At 71.7% G+C, this 19,545-nt stretch carries 17 protein-coding genes; 5 read left to right on the top strand and 12 right to left on the bottom strand.

Annotation, left to right across the window (positions count from 1 at the left end; all coding sequences use genetic code 11):
- The first annotated feature begins 67 nt into the window (after positions 1 to 67).
- Entirely contained in the window at positions 68 to 889 is an 822-nt protein-coding gene (locus tag HDG69_RS10950; protein WP_171783798.1) for an RDD family protein, read from the top strand.
- A gap of 71 nt (positions 890 to 960) precedes the next feature.
- Positions 961 to 1,383, top strand: coding sequence for a hypothetical protein (locus HDG69_RS10945; protein ID WP_171783797.1), 423 nt, complete (start codon positions 961 to 963; stop codon positions 1,381 to 1,383).
- 62 nt (positions 1,384 to 1,445) lie between these two features.
- On the opposite strand, the gene HDG69_RS10940 is transcribed toward HDG69_RS10945, so the two are convergent.
- The 6 genes from HDG69_RS10940 to HDG69_RS10915 form a co-directional block, all read right to left on the bottom strand.
- Positions 1,446 to 2,636 carry an acyltransferase family protein gene (locus HDG69_RS10940; protein ID WP_171783796.1) on the bottom strand — a complete coding sequence of 397 codons (1,191 nt, stop codon included), beginning with the start codon at positions 2,634 to 2,636 and terminating at the stop codon, positions 1,446 to 1,448.
- A gap of 125 nt (positions 2,637 to 2,761) precedes the next feature.
- Entirely contained in the window at positions 2,762 to 3,433 is a 672-nt protein-coding gene (locus HDG69_RS10935) for a response regulator transcription factor (protein ID WP_216645555.1), read from the bottom strand.
- A 38-nt stretch (positions 3,434 to 3,471) separates the two neighbouring features.
- A complete protein-coding gene (locus HDG69_RS10930; protein ID WP_246256417.1) occupies positions 3,472 to 4,845 on the bottom strand; it encodes a sensor histidine kinase in 1,374 nt (457 codons plus the stop codon).
- A 90-nt stretch (positions 4,846 to 4,935) separates the two neighbouring features.
- Positions 4,936 to 6,495, bottom strand: coding sequence for an adenosylhomocysteinase (gene ahcY, locus HDG69_RS10925; protein WP_171783793.1), 1,560 nt, complete (start codon positions 6,493 to 6,495; stop codon positions 4,936 to 4,938).
- Positions 6,496 to 6,610: 115 nt separating this feature from the next.
- Positions 6,611 to 7,264, bottom strand: coding sequence for a sunset domain-containing protein (locus tag HDG69_RS10920; protein WP_171783792.1), 654 nt, complete (start codon positions 7,262 to 7,264; stop codon positions 6,611 to 6,613).
- Positions 7,265 to 7,395: 131 nt separating this feature from the next.
- Complete coding sequence (locus HDG69_RS10915; protein ID WP_171783791.1) at positions 7,396 to 8,754, bottom strand: immunoglobulin domain-containing protein; 1,359 nt, start codon at positions 8,752 to 8,754, stop codon at positions 7,396 to 7,398.
- A 232-nt stretch (positions 8,755 to 8,986) separates the two neighbouring features.
- Here HDG69_RS10915 and HDG69_RS10910 point away from each other — a divergent pair, with 232 nt between their 5' ends.
- A complete protein-coding gene (locus HDG69_RS10910; protein ID WP_171783790.1) occupies positions 8,987 to 10,288 on the top strand; it encodes an acyltransferase family protein in 1,302 nt (433 codons plus the stop codon).
- Positions 10,289 to 10,298: 10 nt separating this feature from the next.
- On the opposite strand, the gene HDG69_RS10905 is transcribed toward HDG69_RS10910, so the two are convergent.
- From HDG69_RS10905 to HDG69_RS10880, 6 genes are all read right to left on the bottom strand, one after another.
- Positions 10,299 to 11,552: a hypothetical protein gene (locus HDG69_RS10905; RefSeq protein ID WP_171783789.1), complete on the bottom strand. Its 1,254-nt coding sequence runs from the start codon at positions 11,550 to 11,552 to the stop codon at positions 10,299 to 10,301.
- Positions 11,553 to 11,908: 356 nt separating this feature from the next.
- Positions 11,909 to 12,868, bottom strand: a complete 960-nt coding sequence (locus tag HDG69_RS10900) for a hypothetical protein (RefSeq protein ID WP_171783788.1) — start codon at positions 12,866 to 12,868, stop codon at positions 11,909 to 11,911.
- The gene (locus HDG69_RS10895) at positions 12,868 to 13,452 is read right to left on the bottom strand and encodes a hypothetical protein (RefSeq protein ID WP_171783787.1); all 585 of its coding nucleotides are present in this window, start codon (positions 13,450 to 13,452) and stop codon (positions 12,868 to 12,870) included. The genes HDG69_RS10900 and HDG69_RS10895 overlap by 1 nt, the downstream gene beginning before the upstream one ends.
- A 162-nt stretch (positions 13,453 to 13,614) precedes the next feature.
- Positions 13,615 to 14,526, bottom strand: a complete 912-nt coding sequence (locus HDG69_RS10890) for a glycine betaine ABC transporter substrate-binding protein (RefSeq protein WP_171783786.1) — start codon at positions 14,524 to 14,526, stop codon at positions 13,615 to 13,617.
- A gap of 97 nt (positions 14,527 to 14,623) precedes the next feature.
- On the bottom strand, positions 14,624 to 15,526 hold the full coding sequence (locus HDG69_RS10885) for an ABC transporter permease (RefSeq protein ID WP_171783785.1): 903 nt from the start codon (positions 15,524 to 15,526) through the stop codon (positions 14,624 to 14,626).
- A complete protein-coding gene (locus tag HDG69_RS10880; protein ID WP_171783784.1) occupies positions 15,526 to 16,785 on the bottom strand; it encodes a betaine/proline/choline family ABC transporter ATP-binding protein in 1,260 nt (419 codons plus the stop codon). Before HDG69_RS10880 ends, HDG69_RS10885 begins: the two co-directional genes overlap by 1 nt.
- Positions 16,786 to 17,060: 275 nt before the next feature.
- On the opposite strand from HDG69_RS10880, the gene HDG69_RS10875 reads away from it, so the two are divergent.
- Positions 17,061 to 17,729 carry a YoaK family protein gene (locus HDG69_RS10875; protein WP_343036387.1) on the top strand — a complete coding sequence of 223 codons (669 nt, stop codon included), beginning with the start codon at positions 17,061 to 17,063 and terminating at the stop codon, positions 17,727 to 17,729.
- The gene (locus tag HDG69_RS10870) at positions 17,726 to 19,519 is read left to right on the top strand and encodes a gamma-glutamyltransferase family protein (protein ID WP_171783783.1); all 1,794 of its coding nucleotides are present in this window, start codon (positions 17,726 to 17,728) and stop codon (positions 19,517 to 19,519) included. The genes HDG69_RS10875 and HDG69_RS10870 overlap by 4 nt, the downstream gene beginning before the upstream one ends.
- Positions 19,520 to 19,545 lie beyond the last annotated feature (26 nt).

Here is a 19,545-nt window from a genome sequence, read left to right as displayed (position 1 = left end):
GACGGTGTCCCCCACCCCGGGTCGGTCCGCCGGCCGGGCCGGGACGAATCCAGGAGACGGAGGCACCGTGCAGGACGGAATCCTCATCGGCGAGGGCGTGGTCCTCGACGCACGCCCGGCGTCGTTCGCGACGCGGTCGCTCGGCGCGCTGCTGGACGCGCTGGTGACGGTGGTGCTGTTCGTGGGCACGATGAGCCTCGTGGTGGGCACGGCGATCGACCGTCTGAACGCCCAGTGGGGCAACACGCTCGCGGTCGTGCTGATGGTGACGTTCCTCGTCGGGCTGCCCGTCACGGTGGAGACGCTCACCCGCGGGCGCTCCCTGGGCAAGCTCGCGACGGGGCTGCGGGTGGTGCGCGACGACGGCGGTCCCGTCCGCTTCCGGCACGCGTTCGTCCGGGCCCTGGTGGGCGTGTTCGAGATCTGGTTCACCTTCGGGGCGATCGCGATCATCACCTCGCTCTCCAACGCCCGGGGCAAGCGGCTGGGTGACCTCCTCGCCGGCACGTACGCGGTGCGGGTCCGCGGGGCGCGGGGTTGGGAGCGCCCCCTGGTGATGGCTCCGGACCTGGTGGGCTGGGCGCGCGCGGCGGACATCCGCCGCCTGCCCGACGGGCTCGCGCTGCGCGCCCGTCAGGTGCTGGACCGCGGGCCCCGCCTGGCGCCGTCGTCGCGCGCGCGGCTGACGAACGAGCTGGCCGGCCAGGTCGAGGCCTACGTCGCTCCGGGCCCGCCGCCGGGCACCCCGGCCGAGGCGTTCCTGCACGCGGTGCTGTACGAGCGCCGTGACCGCGAGCTCGTGCGGGGGCAGGCCGAGCGGGAGCGCGCGACGCAGCAGGCGCAGGTCCTCCACCGGCTGCCCTACGCGGTGGCGGACCCGCGCGACTGATCCCGGGCGTTCATCGTCTCGACCACCAGACCACCTGTGCCGTTCCTCGGAGCAACCTCTAGGGTGGCTGTATGCGAAACCACCTTTCCCGTACCACTGCTCTGGCTGCTGCCGGCGTGCTCACCCTCTCGCTGGCGGCCTGCGGCGGTTCGGACGAGAGCGCTCAGGCGTTCTGCGACTCCTTCGGCTCGATGGACGAGCTGACCGCGGACCTGCAGAACGTCGACCCCAACGACCCGGACGCCGCGGTCGCCTCGCTCGAGCAGCTGACGGCCGAGGTCGAGTCGATCGAGGCACCCGCGGAGATCTCCGACTCCTACGCGGTCATCACCTCGGCGTTCCGCACCTTCAGCGACGCCGCCACCGAGACCCTGTCCGACCTCGAGAACGCCGACCCGACGGCGCTGACCGAGGCGATGGGCGCCTTCACCGACGAGGAGTTCACGGCGGCCAGCACGGAGCTCGAGGAGTACACGGCGGAGAACTGCTCCTGACCGTCTCCTCCTGACGTTGCTGGCGCCCCGCCCGGTCCTCGACCGGGCGGGGCGTCGCCGTCTCATCGTCCGGTCGCCGCGCGGGTGAGCGTCACGCCCCGAGACCCGGCCCGCGACGTCTCGAAGCGTCCGAAGACCGCCACGAGCCCGAGCAGCACGAGCAGGTAGGCGGCGAACCAGAAGGGCCGCCCCGCCCACCAGGCGGCGGTCCACGCGTCCGGCAGCCGCTGGCCGAGACCGAGCACCACGGAGCCGACGACGGCGAACATCGCGGTCAGGTGCCACAGGTAGACGGTCATCGAGCGCCGCGCCACCACCTGCACGACCGGGCGGCCGCGCCCGGCCGCCCACCGGGCCAGAGGACGCCGTACCGTGAGCGCCAGGCACACCATGGCCACGGCGTGCAGGACGACGGGCGCGGTCGGGGGCGCCAGGTTGGAGATCTCGGCGCCGGGCATCCCGACGAGGCTCGCCGGGTACGGGCCGAGGGCGATCAGCAGCACCGCCGCGGCCAGCGCGACCAGTGCGGCACCGACCAGGAACGTCTTGGCCCGCGGGACGGCACGGCGCCCGTCGGTGCGGTCGGTCGCGTACGCAACACCCGCACCGAACGGCACGGCCCAGGCGAGGAGCACGTTCGCCCACGCGAGGTCGCCGAGACCGGCGCCGAACCGTAGGGCGTCGACGACCAGCGGCAGGGCGACCACCACGGCCGCGGCACGCCACCGCCACCGGCGCCACGCCCGCACCAGCAGCGGCGCCAGGGCGACCAGCACGACCCACACCCCGAGGAACCACAGCGGCTGCGGGACCATGCGTGCCAGCCGCCACACGGCGTCGTCGGGCACGCCCGCGGCGAGCAGCACCGCGACCGCCAGCGCCCAGGTGCCCAGCAGCACGACGACGGGGCGTGCCGCGCCGAGCACGCTCCCGCCCAGGGCGCGCCACCAGCGACCGGGCAGACCGAGGGTGCGCGAGCCGCGGTAGGCGGCTGCTGCCCCGGCGGCGAGGAAGAGCAGGGGAAGGGTCTGCAGCCAGGTGACGGTCCACCCGGCTCCGTGGGCGAGGGCGTTGCCGATCTGGAGCGTCGTGCCGTCCCAGGTCGCGTCGGCCATGAGCCAGTGCAGCAGGACGACCGCGACGACGCCGAGACCACGCACGGCGTCGACGAACCCGTCGCGTGGAGCCCGGCCCGGGTCGTCGGTGCGAGCGGGTGTGGCCGGCGCCGTGGGCACCGGTGTCGTCAGGGTCATGGCAGGCTCCGCAGGTCGGGGGGGCGTCGGTACCCCTCCAGCCTGCTGACCTGCGACGACACGGACCATGGGTGCTTCCCCCGGTCTTGGCGCCGTCGACCCCCGGAAAAGCTCGGGGGTTCTCCCTACTCTGCGCTGTCGGCCCCGAGATAGCGCAGCACGGCGAGGACCCGGCGGTGGTCGGCGGAGTCCTGCGGCAGGTCGAGCTTGGTGAAGATGGAGGCGACGTTCTTCTCGACCGCGCCGTACGACAGCACCAGCAGGTCGGCGATCGCGCCGTTGGAGCGCCCCTGCGCCATGAGGTCGAGCACCTCGCGCTCGCGCGCGGTGAGCCGTGCGACCCCGTCGTCACCGTGCGAGGCCCCCATGAGCTGGGACACCACCTCCGGGTCGAGCACCGTCTGCCCGTCCGCGATCCGTGCCAGCGCGTCCAGGAAGTCGCCGACGTCCGCCACCCGGTCCTTCAGGAGGTATCCCACGCCGCGTGAGCTCCCGGCGAGCAGACGCCCGGCGTACCGGGTCTCCACGTACTGGCTGAAGAGCAGCACGCCCAGGTCCGGATGGGTCTCGCGCAGCGCCAGCACCGTGCGCAGCCCTTCGTCGGTGAAGGTGGGCGGCATCCGGATGTCGACGACGACGACGTCGGGCAGCTCGCCGGCGGCGTGGAGCAGGGCGACCTCCCGCTCCAGGGCAGCGCCGTCGGCCACCGCGGCGACGACCGTGTGGCCACGCCGTTCGACCAGCGCGGCCAGTCCGTCGCGCAGGACGGCGGAGTCCTCGGCGATCCCGACCCGCAGGGACGAGGGTGTGGCGCGTCGCACGCCCGGTCCCGGGCTCATGCGCGCGTGGTGGTCGGGAGCGTCGGCCTGGCCTGGTCGGGAAGCAGCACGGTGACCACCGTAGGACCTCCGGCAGGGCTCGACAGGTCGAAGGTGCCGTCGACGGCGCGGACCCGGTCGATCAGTCCGGCCAGGCCCGTGCGGCTCCCGCTGCCGTCCGGTGCGACGACGACGGCGCCCCCTCGGCCGTCGTCGCGCACACGCAGACGCAGCCCGTCGGCCGTGCGCTGGACCAGCACGTACGCGCCGGTCGCGCGGGCGTGCTTGACGACGTTCGTGACCAGCTCGGCGACGGTGTAGTAGGCGATGGACTCGATCGCGGGGCTGAGCCGCCCGCCGGCCTCGACGGCCGGGTCGACGTCGACGGTGACGGGAGCTGCCGCACGGGCACCGAGGGTCTCCAGCGCCACAGCCAGGCCGCTGTCCAGGGCCGGGGGGTGGATGCCGCGTGCGATCTCCCGCAGCTCGGCGAGCGCCTCCTTGGTGGAGTCGTGGGCGGTCCCGACGAGGTCTCCGGCCAGAGCGACGTCCTCCGGGGTGCCGGTGCCGGTGGCGAGCAGGTCCCGGGCTTCGCCGAGCTGCATCGCCACGGCGACGAGCCGCGCCTGGGTGCCGTCGTGCAGGTCCCGTTCGATGCGACGCAGCCGGCCGTCGGCGTCCTCGACCACCACGGCCCGGGTGGCCTCCAGCTCGGCGACGCGCACGCTCGCCGTGGTCGGTCCGAGCAGCGCGCCCGCGAGGAGGCGGAAGAGGGCCACGAAGGGCGCCTGGACCAGCGGCCAGAGGTAGAAGAGCCCCACCCCCGCAGTCACGAGCAGCACCTGGCGGGCGGGGGTGTCCGCGAACCAGTACCAGTCCCCCGCGACGACGGAGAACCCACGGTGCAGCGTCCCGTCCGGGGCCTCCTGCAGCGGGAGGAACCGCGACCACACCCAGTGGCTCGCTCCGCCCAGGGCGACTGCCAGGAACACCGTGCTGACCACGAACGAGGCGAGGGCCAGCGGGAACGTTGCCAGCAGGTACAGGATCGCCCGCCAGCCGGTGGCGTCGCCGATCGACCCGCCCAGCCGGCGCCAGAAGCCCGCGCGCCGCCGCCGCGGCGCCGGATCGGCGATCTCGACCCCGAGCAGGCTGCGCGCCATCCGGCGGTACATCGCGCCCCAGCCGCGTCCACCGACCACGAGGGCGCCCGCCACGAACAGGCCCACCACGGTGACAGCGAGCCCGGCGGTGAGCACCGTGGTGAGCAACGCGTAGGCGAACGCGAACGGTGCGAGCAGGAGCGCGATCCACAGGAACCCGTAGGCGCGCCAGGTGCGTCGCGCGAAGGGCGCCTCGAGGAAGCCGGGGGCCGGCGAGGACGTGGTCATGGTGACCATCCTCGCCAGTGCGCGCCGCCGTGCCCAGGGTGCGTGCCGCCGTCGGGCACGGGGGTTGTCCCCCGTACCCGACGACACCGGTCAGTAGCGGTAGTGCTCCGGCTTGTACGGTCCCTCGACCGGCACACCGAGGTAGTCGGCCTGCTGCGGGCTCAGCTCGGTCAGGCGCACGCCGAGGGCGTCGAGGTGCAGGCGCGCGACCTTCTCGTCGAGGACCTTCGGCAGGCGGTAGACCTGCCGGGCGTACTGACGCTCGCCGGCCGCGCGCGCCATGTCCGCGAACAGCTCGAGCTGGCCGATGACCTGGTTCGCGAACGAGTTGGACATGACGAACGACGGGTGGCCGGTGGCGTTGCCCAGGTTGAGCAGGCGCCCCTCGCTCAGCACGATGATCGACCGCTCGGGGCGCTCGCTGCCGTCGGGCAGCGAGGGTCCGGAGCCGGCAGGCAGGGTCCACTCGTGCACCTGCGCCTTGATCTCGGTCTTGACGACGCCGGGGACGTCGGCGAGACCCGCCATGTCGATCTCGTTGTCGAAGTGGCCGATGTTGCCGACCACGGCCTTGTCCTTCATCGCGAGCATGTGCTGCGCGGTGATGACCCCGAAGTTGCCGGTGGTGGTGATGAAGAAGTCCGCCTCACCGACGACATCGTCGAGCCGTGCCACCTGGAAGCCGTCCATCGCGGCCTGCAGCGCGCAGATCGGGTCGACCTCGGAGACGATGACGCGCGCGCCCTGACCGCGGAACGCCTCGGCCGCGCCCTTGCCGACGTCGCCGTAGCCCGCCACGAAGGCGACCTTGCCTCCGATGAGGATGTCGGTGGCGCGGTTGATCCCGTCGGGCAGCGAGTGGCGGATGCCGTACTTGTTGTCGAACTTCGACTTGGTGACCGAGTCGTTGACGTTGATCGCCGGGAAGAGCAGCTCGCCCGACTCCGCCAGGTGGTACAGGCGGTGCACGCCGGTGGTGGTCTCCTCCGTGACGCCGCCGATCTGCTGGGCGATGCCCGTCCAACGCAGCGGGTCGGCCTCCAGCGCGCGACGCAGCACGCTGCGCACCACGTTCATCTCGTGAGCGTGGTCGGGCTCGCCGGGGAGCGTGTCCGGGGGGACGACGCCGGCACGCTCGTACTGCAGGCCGAGGTGGACCAGCATCGTGGCGTCACCGCCGTCGTCGAGGATGAGGTTGGGGCCCTCGCCCGCGGGCCAGACGAGGATCTGCTCGGTGCAGTCCCAGTACTCCTCGAGGGACTCGCCCTTCCAGGCGAACACGGGCACACCCTGCGGGTCCTCGGGCGTGCCGTCCTTGCCGACGACGACGGCGGCCGCGGCCTCGTCCTGCGTGCTGAAGATGTTGCAGCTCGCCCACCGCACCTCCGCACCGAGCGCCGTGAGGGTCTCGATGAGGACGGCGGTCTGGACGGTCATGTGCAGCGAGCCTGCGATGCGGGCGCCGGCCAGCGGCTGGGCGGCGCCGTACTCCTCGCGCAGGGCCATCAGCCCGGGCATCTCGTGCTCGGCGAGGCGGATCTGGTGGCGGCCCGCCTCCGCGAGCGCGAGCGAGCGGACCTTGTAGCGCCCGGGCTGCTCGTCGAAGCCGGGTGTGGGTGCGGTGGCGGTGGCCGCGGTGGTGTCGGTCATGGGTGCCCTCCTGGGACGTCGGGTGCTGTCGCGCGCTGGGGGCTCCCGTGTGCGCTGGGTGCACGCCGGTGGCGCGCCACTCCCAGGGTAGTAGGTGGGCGGCGGCCGGTGGAGGTCAGCCGTTCTTGGAGGCTCGGTAGCCGGCGTTGCGCGCGGCGGCCGCGGTGGTGAAGCACCTCTCGGGTGTGGTGATGTCGTAGTAGCGGCCGCCCGGCAGGTGGTAGATGCCGGACTGGTTGCCCTTGACCGGCGCCCAGCTCGGGCAGTTCCACTTGCTGACCGGGGCCGTGCTCGTGGGCCGCTTGCCCTGCTTGACGACGAGCTTCTGCTTCAGCGTCTTGGTCTTCGTCGGGCCCCACACCTTCGTGGTGCCCTGCGCCGTCGTCTTCACGGTGTAGCGCTTGTACTTCGCCTTCGTGACCACTCGGTAGGTGCCGGGTTTGAGGGAGACCGTCTTCTTGTTCTTCGCGACGGTCTTGCCCGCCTTCTTGACGGTGAGCGTCTTCGACGTGACCTTGACCTGCCCGGACTTCGACACGCGAGGCTTGATCTTCGCCTTGCCGCCGTAGGGCGCGGTCCTCGTCCCGATCTTCTTGATCGTGACCCTCGCGGGCTTGGTGGCCGTGGCGATGCTGCTCTGCACCGAGCCCGCCTGGACGACCGCCGGGGCGCCGGCCGACGGTGCGGCGGTCGCAGCGGAACCGGTGGCGACGACCGCCCCGGAGGCGAGCAGCGCGCCGAGGGCGAGCGAGGCGAGCAACGAGCGCATGGGGGGATCCTTCGCGAAGGGCCGGGACGACCGGCGTGTTGGGGGCGCTCGATCGTAGAGCCACGAGAGCGGGGCTCGCCTCGCCGACAGGGTGCCGTGGGCAATTTCACCCACGGCGCCCCTCGTCGCGACTACTTCAGCCCGGCGACGTACTGCGTCGTCGGGTAGTACGTCTGCGAACCGCTGTAGTCCGTGATGGACCAGATCCCGCCCTTGGCCTGCGTCTTGGGTACCGACGCGTTGATCTCCAACAGTCCGCACCCGTCACTGTCGACACCCTCGTCCCACTCCGTGCCCGCGTACCACGTCTTGTTCTTCGCACCCTGGTAGGCGGAGTCCAGGTCCCAGTAGGGACGGCTGGAGACGTCGTCGTCGAGCGGGCAAGCGTAGAGGAAGGCGTAGAGACCGAAGGTGGAATCGTCCAGTTCGACCTTGCCCGTCTCACCGACGACCTGCATCCAGTAGTTGCCGACGTAGATGGTGTCTGCCGGGTAGGGCTGAGTCTGGGTGGACTCGACGAAGAGGATGGCCGACTTGCTCCGGACCGTCCCGGCGGCGTTCTTCACGACGACGCGGTACTCGCCGAGCGTGTCCTTGGCTTGGGTCTTGAAGCTGAGCGTGCTCGAGGTCTTGCCGGAGAGGTTGGCCCACTTGCTGCTCCCCGGCGCCTTGCGCTGCCACTGATACTTCAGGCCACCACCGGTCGCGGCGACGGTCATCTTCGCGGTCTTGCCGGCGTCGACCATGACCGACGACGGCTGCGTCCGGATGGCCGGCTTCCTCACCACCTGCGCCGTCGCGGCGCTGACCCGGGAGCGGGTCTTGTAGGCACTGCGCGTGGCCTTGACCCGGACCGTGATCTTCTTGCCGTGCTGAGCGTTCTTGATCGTGAACTTCTTGCTCGTCGCACCCTTGATCGCCTTGCCGTTCGCCAGCCACTGGTAGCGCAGCTTGGCGGGCTTCGGCTTCCAGGTGCCCGGCTTGGCGATCAGCGTCGCGCCGACCTTGGCAGTGCCGGAGACCTTCGGCTTCGGAGCCGCGAACGTTCCCTTGGCGACCTTCTTCGACCCGCTCGTCCGGGTGGCGGTACTCCCCGACTTCTTGCCCTTGACAGTGACAGTGACCTTCTTGCCGAGGTGCTTCTTCTTCGGCGTGAACGTCTTGCCGGTGGCGACCTTCTTGCCGCCCACCTTCCAGGTGTAGGAGAACGTGGTGCCCTTCGCCCACGTCCCCGGCTTGGCGGTGAGTCGGTTGCCGACCCGGGCAGCTCCCTTGATCGTCGGCTTGGAGCTCTTGAGCGCGGTCCCGAGCCGGGCCGGCAGAGCGGAGGTCGGCGCTGCTGCGGCGACCGCCGCGGGTACGGCGACGGCCGACGTCGCGGCCGGCGCGGCTGCGGCCGGGGCCGCGACGATCGGCCCCACACCGAGCGCCAGGACAGCGATCAGCGCAACAGGACGTAGGCGCGCAGGGGCGAAGGAGGACAGTTTCACGGCTACTCCGGGCTCTGGCGGCAGGGACAAGGCTGCCGACCGGTCGAACGCCAACGCGACTCCGACGTCGCCCCTGGCCCGCGTCCTTGCTGGTCACGGCTCCAGGGAGGCGTGGAGGGATGCTATGGCACGGCAACCTTCGATGTCGCACCCCCGCCCAGATTTCACCCTGCTGGCGCTCCCCACTTGCTCCGGGCTAGAATGTTATCAATTCGTGATCTAGGGTGCCGGGATGACTTCGACGACGCAGACACCGCAGCGCATGCACCTGCTGGACGTGCTGCGCTTCGCCGCAGCGATGGCAGTCGTGCTGTACCACTTCACGGCCTCACCCACCGCCGATCGCTACTGGGGCGATGCTCCGACCAGCGAGTTCGCAGGCTTGGAAGGCGTGGTGAGCTACGGCTGGCTCGCGGTGGAGGCGTTCTTCATCATCAGCGGTTTCGCGATCCTGTGGAGCAGCCAGGGGCGCACCCTCGCGCAGTACACCGGGTCCCGCATCGGCCGCCTCGTCCCGGCGTTCTGGGCGTGCGTGCTCGTCACCGCCGCCCTCCAGGCCGTCTGGACCAGCGGTCGTCAGCTCAGCGTCGGCGAGACCCTGGTCAACCTCACCCTGACCCCCGACCTCTTCGGGGTCACGAGCTCCCAGGTCGTCTACTGGACGCTGCTCGTCGAGCTGAAGTTCTACCTGCTGGTCGCCCTGCTGCTCCTGCTGGGCCCGTTGACCCGCACCCGAGTCGTGACCCTCGCGCTCGCCTGGCCCGCCGTCGGCTTCGTGATGCGTGGCCTCGGCTACCCGGAGCTGGCCGAGCACTTCGTGGTGCGCCACTCCCCGTACATCGGGCTGGGGATGCTGATGTTCCTGCTCTACCAGGACGCCACGAAGCGGCGATCCGGGCAGGCGACGGGCGCGCAGGAGCGCCACGGCACCGCCGTCGTCCTCGGTGCCGGCGCCATCCTGCTGGCCCTGAGCGTGCACGAGGTGCTCCAGGCCGCCGACCGTGCCACGGACCTGCAGGGAAACCCCGTCGACGGCCGCGTGGCCGTGGCGATCCTGCTGGCCATCATCGTCGCCGTGTGGTTCTCGATGCACCCGCGGGCCGTCGTGCGCAACCGTCGGCTCGCCGCCGCCTGCACGCTCGGAGGTGCGCTGACGTATCCGCTGTACCTGGTGCACACCCAGTTCGGCTGGGCCGTCACCGAGTTCTTCAGCGCGGCCGGAGCCGGCGTCTGGGTCACGCTGGCCGCAGCGACGGGAGTCTCGCTCGTGGTCGCGCTGGCCATCCACTACGGCGCGGAGCGCGTCTTCTCCACCCGGCTGCGGCGGGCGGTCACCCGCGCGCTGAGCCGGTCCGACGTCGCGACACGGTCCGACGGCGGCACCTCGGCCGCGCAGGGATCGTCGCGCACGCCTCAGCCCGACCCGACGCCGGCGACCGACCCGGCGCCGGCGACCGAACCCGCCGAGGAGACGGCGGCTGCGCGGGTCGAGCAATCACGTCCGCGGCCCCTGGCCGGTTCGTCGCACCGATGAGCTGGCCCGATCAGGGGATGCCCCGCACGAACTGGGTCGCCTTCCCATACCGGCCAGACTTGCCCTTGTCTCGGACCTGCCACATCCCGCCGGGCGCCAGGCGCGGACCGGGACCGGCGTAGATCGTCCACGCCGCGCACTGGCCATCGCGCCACTGGAGCTCCGCCCACTCCATCCTCTCGCTCCACACCGGCTCGGGCCCCCGCCACGTGTACCGGATGTCCAGCCTCCGCAGGGTCGGCTTCGGTTCGCCGGGCGGTGAGCAGGCCGTCAGCACGGCGGCGGTCCGCCACCTCTTCCGGTCCGCGCCGTCCGGCTCTCGCAGCCGGACGTTCCAGGACTTGGAGATCCGCTGAGTATGGGCCTTACCGGCGTACCACTGCCCGGGCCGGAAAGGGTCCGTCTTCGTCGAGTTCACCACCAGCAGCGCAGGCCGGCTGAACGTGGTGCCCGCACGGTTCTTGACCCGCAACCGGTAGTCCCACAGCGTCCGCTTCGACGTGGCTTTCACCGAGATCGACCGGGACGTCTTGCCCGACATGTTCTTCCACGTGCCGGTCGCGGTGCGGCGCTGCCACTGGTACTTCAGCTTGCCCCCGCTGGCGGACGCCGAGAACGTGACCGTCCTGCCGGAGTTGACGGTCGCGTCCTTCGGCTGGGACGTGATGCGCGGCTTGTGCTTGACGCCGACCGGCCACCGCACCTTCGCCGTGGCCGCGCTCGTCCGGTGCGTCAGGACGTAGGCCTTGCGCTGGGCAACGACCGTCACCGTGATCCGCTTGCCGCGGTCCGCCTTCTTCAGCCGGTAGGTGCGCGAGGTCGCCTTCTTGATCGGCTTGCCGTCGCGCTTCCACTGGAAGGCGAACGTCCGTGGCGAGGCACGCCACTCCCCCGGGCGCGCGGTGAGCGTCTGACCGACTCGTGCCGTCCCCACGACCTTCGGCCGTGGCGCCTTCGTGTACGACTTCGCCGCGACCACGGCCTTGCTCGTCGCCCGGACCGTCTCGTACCCGGGCCGAGTCACCGCGACCCGCACGGAGATCCGCTGGCCGTGGTGCCGCGCACGCGGCGTGAACGTCGACCGGGTCGCGCCCGTGATCGCCGTGCCGTTCGCTCGCCACTGGTAGCGCACGGAGGTGGGCTTCGGCGACCACTGGCCCGGCCGGTGTCGCGCCGTGAGCGTCTTCCCGATGCGAGCGCGACCGTTGGCCAGGCCCGTGATCCGAGGCTCGGCCGTCGTGGTGAACCGCTCGACGGTAGCCATCGCTGCCTGAACGGCCTCGGCGATGCCGGGACGGCCGCCAGGCGAGGCGACGACCTGTCCGGCAACCTGCTCGGTGGCGGCCCCCCGGGCCGCCTGCGCCGGCACAGCGCCAGCGAGGGTCGTCGCGACCAGAGTCAGGACTGTCGCCAACCCCACCATCGCGTGTCGGCGGGTCCAATGCAGCGGTCTGACGAAGTGGCGCACGAGTGCCTTTGCTGTCAGCGGAAGGACCGGTTGCCCATCCTCGAGGCGTGCCAGGAAGTCTGCAGGACGATGATCCGGGCATTCCTAGCATGTCAGACATCGACGAAGCCGGGTAGTTCTTCGGGGTCACGCTCCTGCCACGGTGCCCCGGGTCACTGCGCGACGACCTGCAGCTCGCCGACACGGACCGTGGTGCTCGTGGTGCGGTCCGCGGAAAGCTCCCCGCTCTGGCCGCCTCCGCTCCAGGTTGCCGTCCAGTACGACGTCGCCGTCACCTCGAACTCGCCCTGCCGCGTGTACCGGTGCCCGCAGTCCGGGGACGGCTCGCCGGCGAACCGGTCCTCGAACGGTGAACCCGGGCCCGTGCACGTCACCGTGGTGCCGTCACCCAGGTCCCACACGATCCTGTCCACCTCGGCCCGGACCGTCACGGTCAGCCCCTGGTCCGACGCCGAGGCCTCGTCAGGGCCGAAGGTCCGCTCGTCGGGGTTCTCGACCCACATCCACACGGGAAGGCCGACCAGGCCGATGCGGCCCGGCTCGTCCTCCGGCACGATCCCGATGTCGATCGGGTCCAATGCCAACGACGCGAACGCCTGGCGGGCGAGCTCGGCCGGGTCGGGGGGGTCGAGAACCGCCGGCGGCTGGGCCTCCCAGCGGGTGTTCGGCCGGACGCACGCCGCACCCGGGTTCGGATCGAGAGAGTTGCAGTACGCCTCCGAAGGCGAGCACTGCACGATGACGCCCTCGTCGTTGCCGTCCCAGACGTCGTCGCTCTTCGGAGGCGGCGGGTCCACCACCTGGAGGTAGCAGAGCCGGTCGTTGCTCCAGACGCCGGCCGACGTCTCACAGTCGACGACGAAGTCGTCCTCGCCCTCGACACCGGGGACGCTGCAGACCCGCGGACCACCACCGCCGCCGCCACCACCGGGACCGCCGCTCTCCTCCCCGGGGCCGCCACCGCCGGGCGGGTCCTCACAACCTGCCGAGATCCCGCCCGTGGTGCTCCCGTCGCACGACGGGTCGGCGGACGCACCGAGCTGTGGCACCGGTCCGGCGACCACCGCGGTCGCCAGGCTGAGAGCGGCAAGCGGTCGGACGAGGCGGCGCATCAGCACTCCCTGTCGGTACGGGCGGTGGACTCCAGCACCTGCCACCGGCCGTCCGGGCCGGTGTGCGACAGGCGGTAGACGTTGACGTACTGCTCGAGCGTGTCGTTCGGGAGGTCCAGCTCCGTGCCGTCCTCCTCGAAGATGCGCAGGCCCGAGGTGTTCAGGCACGCGGTGACCTCGACGTCCTCGTAGCCCACGCGCTCACCGTCGTAAGCCGTCACCTCCGACGAGACCAGCTCGGCCTCGCCGGTGGTGTAAAGACCCCGCTCGGAGAACTCCCGGTACGTCCCGGCGACGGAGTCGGCGAGCTCGGCACCCCAGTAGGGGGCCAGCAGCGCCCAGTTCCCGTAGCCGCCCTGGGCGACCTCGAACTCCAGCCCGCGGTACTCGGCGAGCACCGCTTCGGCCTCCGCGATCCGCTCCTGCTTCGTCGACTCTTCCTCGGTGAGGCTCGGGCTCGGGCTCGCCGACGCCTGCTGCTCCGCGAGCGAGGTCAGCGCGGGCTCGTCGGTACCGCAGGCGGCCAAGGCGCCGGCCACCGTCAATGTCACGGCGGCGGCCACCAGCCTCCGGGCCGTCGTCATGGGATGCCTTCCTCGTCGGTGGACCTGAGCGTCGTCACCTTACCGATGGCCCCCCGGTCGCGCGAAGACCTGCGCCGGGACCGACGCGGATCTCTGACGCCAGATGCCCGCCCCGGCACAGGCCGGAGCGGGCATCGCGAACGACTGGTCAGAGCGTCAGGCTCAGCCCTCGAACGGCGGGACGGCGTCGGGGTACTCCGCGAGCCAGGCGTCCACGGCCGCGGCCGGGTCGTCGGTCGAGTCGTTGACCATGCTGTCCAGCTCCGGGAAGCTCTCGGTGAGATCGATCTGCCCCAGCCACTCGGCAACCTCCGGGTGCTGCTCCGAGAAGCCTGCAGTGGCGATGAACTCCAGGTTCTCGCTCTCGCCGAACGCGCCCTGCGGGTCCTCCAGCCGCTTGAGCGGGTACTCCTCGTTCGCCCAGAACGGCGTCCACATGGTGACGAGGATGTCCTCCTCGTTGGCGATGGCCTCGTCGAGCGCGGTGATCATCGGCGACGTGCCGGACTCCTGGAGCATGTAGCCGGCTTCCGTCAACCCGTAGGCCGGGATGACGTCGTCCGTCGTGGCCTCCATGATGCCGGCCGACGGCTCGATCCCCGTGATGGTCCCGTCGAACAGGTCCACGTTGTCAGCGAGCTCGTCGAGCGAGTCGACCTCGGTGTACTCGGGCACCGCCAGGAACTTGTCAGCGCTCGGGTAGTACGAGCCGACGTTCTCGAGGTCGTCACCGTACTGGTCCAGGTACGTGGAGTGCAGGTCGGACCAGGCCGAGGGGTACATGTCGATGTCGCCCTCGGCGAGCGCGGTGAACAGGACACCGACTTCGTTCATCTCCTCGTGCTCGACGGTGTACCCGGCCGCCGTGAGCTCCTTGTCGAGGAGGTAGGCCGAGCTCAGGCCGTCCGTCCAGGAGGGGAGGTACCCGAGGGTGATCGTCATGTCCTCCCCCTCGCTGCCGGTGTCGTCGCCGCCGTCGTCGGTGCTGCAGGCCGCGAGCGACAGGCCGAGCGCAGCGGTGGCGACCAGCGCCGCCGTCTGACGCGTCCGGTGGTTCTTACGATGGGTGCTCATGTAGAGCTCCTTTCGTCCGTGCGGTTCGTGTCCGCTGGATGCCCGGTGGGTGTCCCGTGCCGGGGGCGTTCGTTCGTGGTGGTGTGTCGACGGGGTCTCAGACCGGGGATCCGGCCGTCGCGGCCTGTCGACGACGGAGGACAGCGACGAGCGACCGGCCCGTGGGTTGACCGATGGCACCCGTGAGCCGGTCCAGATAGATGGCGAGGATGACGACGGCCAGGCCGGCTTCGAAGCCGAGGGCGACGTCGACCCGGGAGATCGCCCTGGCGACCTCGGCACCCAGGCCGCCCGCGCCGACCAGCCCGGCGACGACCGCCATCGACAGCGCGAGCATGATGACCTGGTTGACGCCCGCCATGATGGTCGGCAGGCCGAGCGGGAGCTGGATGTCCCGCAGGATCTGGCGGTTGGTCCCGCCGAAGGCCTCGCCGGCCTCGACGGTCTCGCGGTCGACCTGGCGGATGGCCAGCTCGGTGAGGCGCACCCCCGGGGGCAGGGCGAAGACGATGGTGGCGGCGACGCCCGGTGCGACACCGATGCCGAAGAAGATCACCACGGGAACCAGGTAGACGAAGGCCGGCATGGTCTGCATGAAGTCCAGCACCGGCTTGACGACGGCGCTCACCGTGTTGTTCCGAGCGGCCAGGATCCCCACCGGGATCGCGACGACCACGGCGATCAGCGTGGCCACCAGCACCAGCGCGAGCGTCTCCATGGCCGGCTCCCACATCCCCATGCTGACGATGAGGAGCGTGCCGAGCAGCGTGAACACCGCCAAGCCCCAGGAGCGCACCAGGAGCGCGAGCAGGGTGAACAGCCCGACGACCACGAGTGCAGGCGGGAGCAGGAGCAGGTCCGCGATGGAGTCGACGAGCAGCGACATCGTGTCGCTGATGCCGTTGAGCAGCGGCCGGAACGTGGCCTTGATCCAGTCGACGCCGTCGGAGACGGCGTCGCCGATGGGCACGTTGGGGACGACGACGGACGTCGGGGTCATCAGCGGGCTCCTGCGGTGTCGAGGACGGGCTCGCCGTCGGCGGGGTCGTCGCCCGGTGCGTCGGCGGGGCTGAGAGCGCTGTCGCTGCCGGGCACGGCCAGGGCGCTGAGCAGCGTCACCCGGGGGATGACGCCCTCCAGCCGACCCTGGTCGTTCACCACGGCCAGCGGCGCCCGGCTCGCAGCCGCGTACGGGAAGAGGTCGGCCAGCGGCGCGTCGGGCGCGACGCGGACCACCTCGTCCCTCTTCACCGGCAACGCCTCGCTGCCGGTGCGCACGGCCTCGGCGACGTCGTCCTCCCAGACGAGGCCCTCGACCTTGCGGTCACGCCCGGTGACCAGCAACGAGGACGTCTGGTGCTCGCGCATCAGCTTGTGCGCGGCCTTGGGGCCGGCCTCCGGGCCGACGACGGCGACGGGGCGCTCCATCACCGCGCCGGCCGTCAGCACGCGGCTGCGGTCGACGTCGGCGACGAACTGCGCGACGTAGTCGGTCGCCGGCTCGTTGAGGATCTGCTCAGCGGTGCCCACCTGCACGATCCGTCCGTCGCGCATCATCGCGATGCGGTCGCCGAGGCGCATGGCCTCGTTGAGGTCATGGGTGATGAACAGGATGGTCTTGCCGAGCTCGGCCTGGAGCTCGAGGAGCTGATCCTGCATCTCCTTGCGGATGAGGGGGTCCAGCGCGCTGAACGCCTCGTCCATGAGCATGATGTCGGTGCCGGCCGCGAGCGCCCGGGCCAGGCCGACACGCTGGCGCATGCCGCCGGAGAGCTCGGAGGGCAGCGAGCCGCCCCAGCCCTTGAGCCCCACCATGGCGAGCGCTTCCTCGGCCCTCGCCTCGCGCTCGACCTTGTTCACGCCGCGCAGCTTGAGCGGGTAGGCGGCGTTCTCGCCGACGGTGCGGTGCGGCAGCAGCGCGAAGTGCTGGAACACCATGGAGACCTTGGTGCGCCGGACCTCGCGCAGGGCGGCCGCGGACAGGTGCGTGACGTCCTGGCCGTCGATGCGCATGACGCCGTCGGTCGGCTCCAGCAGGCCGTTGACCATGCGGATGAGGGTGGACTTGCCGGAGCCGGACAGGCCCATGACGACGAAGATCTCACCGGGTGCGACCTCGAAGGTCGCGTCGATGACGGCCGGTGTGAGGCCTTCTCGTCGAAGCTGGGCGCGGTCGGCACCTTGTGCGAGCAGCTTGACGCCGCGCTGCGGGCGGCGTCCGAAGATCTTTGTCAGGCCGTTTGCCTCGATGGCTGGCACGGTTCTCCCGGGTCGGGGACATTGACGTGCCGTCGGACCGCTGATGGACGTGTCCGAGCGGGTCCTTCGACCCGCACCCGGGAGTTTCGGCCACGGGTCGGCCTTCACGTTCTTTGCACGAGCGTAGGTCACGGCCTTCGCTGCTCCGTCACGTGAGGCCTTGCTGAGCGATGATCTTTATCACCCTGTGACCGAACGAGGGCGATCGACCTGGAATTGGCGTGCAGAACTCCCGTGAACATCCTCACGCCCTCACCACGCCTAGAGTGACGACCGTGCCTCGCGAACGCCTCCATCTCGGCCTCATGCTCGCGCTGACGTTCTCCACGGGGATCGCCGACGCCGTCGGGTACCTCGGCCTCGACCGCGTCTTCACCGGGAACATGACCGGCAACGTGGTCATCCTCGGCATGGCGCTCGCCGGTGGCGACGACCTGCCCGTGACCGGCCCGCTGCTCGCGTTCGCCACGTTCATGGGCGGGGCCGCGATCGGCGGGGTCGCGCTGCGGCCGATCAAGGCCGGGTGGTCCCGACGGACGACGGCGATGTTCGGGCTCGTCGGGGCCGTCCTGGTGGCACTCACCGTGATCCTCGTGGTGTTCGACGACGGGATGCCGCACGGCGTCCAGCTCACGGTGACCGGCCTGCTCGCCGCGGCGATGGGCCTGCAGGCGGCGGTGGCTCGGCACCTGGCGGTCAAGGAGATCACCACCGTGGTCGTCACGAGCACGATCACGGGCCTGGCGATGGACTCCCGCGTCCTGGGAGGGCACGGGAACCACGCGCTGCGGCGGCTCGGTGCGATCGGGCTGATCGGTGCCGGCGCGTGCGTGGGGGCGCTGCTGCTCCAGGTCCACCTCGCCTGGGGGGTCGGCCTCAGTGCGCTCATCACGGTGGCCGTGGCCGTCGTCGGTCACGCGCGCGGGCGGGAGGCGACGGCATGACGTACACACCGCCCGACCCGCACCGCACCCGTCCCGACCTGCAGGGCACCTTCGGGATGGCGGCCACCACCCACTGGCTCGCCACCGCCACCGCCCAGTCCGTGCTGGAACGAGGCGGCAACGCCTTCGACGCCGCCACCGCCGCCGCGTTCGTCCTGCACGTGGTCGAGCCGCACCTCAACGGTCCCGGCGGCGACATGACGGGCATCGTCGCCCCCGCCGGCGGCTCCCCGCAGGTCCTGGTCGGCCAGGGCCCTGCACCGGCGCGCGCCACGATCGAGCACTACCGCGACACCGAGGGCCTCGACCTGGTGCCCGGCGCCGGCGCGCTGGCCGCCGCCGTCCCGGGCGCCGTCGACGCCTGGCTCCTGCTGCTGCGCGACCACGGCACCTGGCCGGTGCGTGACGTGCTCGCCCACGCCGTCGGCTACGCCCGGGACGGGCATCCCCTGCTGGCCGCCGCGAGCGCGACGATCGACCGGGTCGCGAGGTTGTTCGCCGAGCACTGGCCCACCTCCGCCGCCCGCTGGACACCCGGTGGCCGGGTCCCCCGGCCCGGTGAGCTCGTCACGAACCCCGAGTACGCCGACGTCCTGCGGCGTCTCGTCGAGGCCGCCGACGGTGCCCCCGGGCGGGAGGCCGGCGTCGACGCCGCCCGCGCGGCCTGGCGCGAGATCGTCAGCCCGGCCGTGGAGGACTTCGTCGCCACCCCGCACCGGCACGCGGACGGGCGGGACCACGCCGGCGTCCTCACCGCCGACGACGTCGCCCGCTTCCGGGCGGGCTACGAGACCCCGGCGACGGCGGACTTCCGCGGGCACACGGTCGTCAAGACCGGCGCGTGGGGGCAGGGGCCGGTGCTGCTGCAGGCCCTGCGGCTCCTCGACGGGTTCGACGACGACCGCCTCGACCCCTCCACCGAGCGCGGGGCCCACACCGTTCTGGAGGTGCTCAAGCTGGCGCTCGCGGACCGTGACACCTGGTACGGCGACGCCGACGTCCCCCTGGAGCACCTGCTGTCCGCGCAGTACGCGGCCGAGCGGCGAGCGCTCGTGGGCGAGAACGCCTCGCACGAGCTGCGTCCCGGCGTCGTCCCCGGGCGCACCACGCCCCCGCTGCCGCCGCTGCGTGTGGCCGGTGAGGCGCCGCCGGACGGCTCGGGGGTGGGCGAGCCGACCGTGCAGACGGACGGCACCACGCGCGGCGACACCTGCCACCTCGACGTGGTCGACCGGTGGGGCAACATGGTCAGCGCGACGCCGTCGGGCGGCTGGCTGCAGTCGTCGCCCACGGTGCCCGGACTCGGGTTCTGCCTCGGCACGCGGCTGCAGATGACGTGGCTGGACGAGAACTCGCCGTCCCGGCTCGCGCCGGGCGTGCGGCCCCGGACCACCCTGTCACCGACGATCGTGCTGGGACCGGAGGGCGAGGCGGTGATGGCGTGCGGGACGCCGGGCGGCGACCAGCAGGACCAGTGGCAGCTGCCGTTCCTGCTGCGCGTGCTGGTGGGCGGGTACACCCCGCAGGAGGCGATCGACGCCCCGACGCTGCACACGACGTCGGCTGTCGACTCGTTCTGGCCGCGCACCTGGACACCGGGCGGGGCCGTCGTCGAGTCGCGGCTCGGGGCGGAGGTGCTCGCCGGGCTCACGGCACGGGGACACGTGCTGACCGACGCGGGGCCGTGGTCGCTCGGGCGGATCTCCGCGGTGACGCGGGACCCGGCCACCGGGGTTCTTGGTGCGGCGGCGAACTCCCGCGGGGCGCAGGGGTATGCCGTCGGCAGATGACCCAGTGGTACTGTGGCAGTACCACA

It is taken from the genome of Isoptericola halotolerans (assembly GCF_013149785.1).
Lineage (GTDB): Bacteria > Actinomycetota > Actinomycetes > Actinomycetales > Cellulomonadaceae > Isoptericola > Isoptericola halotolerans.
This window is presented reverse-complemented; position numbering and strand designations above follow the sequence as displayed.

Excerpts from the sequence above, each read along its gene's own strand:
- HDG69_RS10945 (WP_171783797.1), top strand. The coding sequence starts at position 961 with ATGCGAAACCACCTTTCCCGTACCACTGCTCTGGCTGCTGCCGGCGTG.
- HDG69_RS10940 (WP_171783796.1), bottom strand. The coding sequence starts at position 2,636 with ATGACCCTGACGACACCGGTGCCCACGGCGCCGGCCACACCCGCTCGC.
- HDG69_RS10930 (WP_246256417.1), bottom strand. The coding sequence starts at position 4,845 with ATGACCACGTCCTCGCCGGCCCCCGGCTTCCTCGAGGCGCCCTTCGCG.
- ahcY (WP_171783793.1), bottom strand. The coding sequence starts at position 6,495 with ATGACCGACACCACCGCGGCCACCGCCACCGCACCCACACCCGGCTTC.
- HDG69_RS10920 (WP_171783792.1), bottom strand. The coding sequence starts at position 7,264 with ATGCGCTCGTTGCTCGCCTCGCTCGCCCTCGGCGCGCTGCTCGCCTCC.
- HDG69_RS10910 (WP_171783790.1), top strand. The coding sequence starts at position 8,987 with ATGACTTCGACGACGCAGACACCGCAGCGCATGCACCTGCTGGACGTG.
- HDG69_RS10905 (WP_171783789.1), bottom strand. The coding sequence starts at position 11,552 with ATGGCTACCGTCGAGCGGTTCACCACGACGGCCGAGCCTCGGATCACG.
- HDG69_RS10900 (WP_171783788.1), bottom strand. The coding sequence starts at position 12,868 with ATGCGCCGCCTCGTCCGACCGCTTGCCGCTCTCAGCCTGGCGACCGCG.
- HDG69_RS10895 (WP_171783787.1), bottom strand. The coding sequence starts at position 13,452 with ATGACGACGGCCCGGAGGCTGGTGGCCGCCGCCGTGACATTGACGGTG.
- HDG69_RS10890 (WP_171783786.1), bottom strand. The coding sequence starts at position 14,526 with ATGAGCACCCATCGTAAGAACCACCGGACGCGTCAGACGGCGGCGCTG.
- HDG69_RS10885 (WP_171783785.1), bottom strand. The coding sequence starts at position 15,526 with ATGACCCCGACGTCCGTCGTCGTCCCCAACGTGCCCATCGGCGACGCC.
- HDG69_RS10870 (WP_171783783.1), top strand. The coding sequence starts at position 17,726 with ATGACGTACACACCGCCCGACCCGCACCGCACCCGTCCCGACCTGCAG.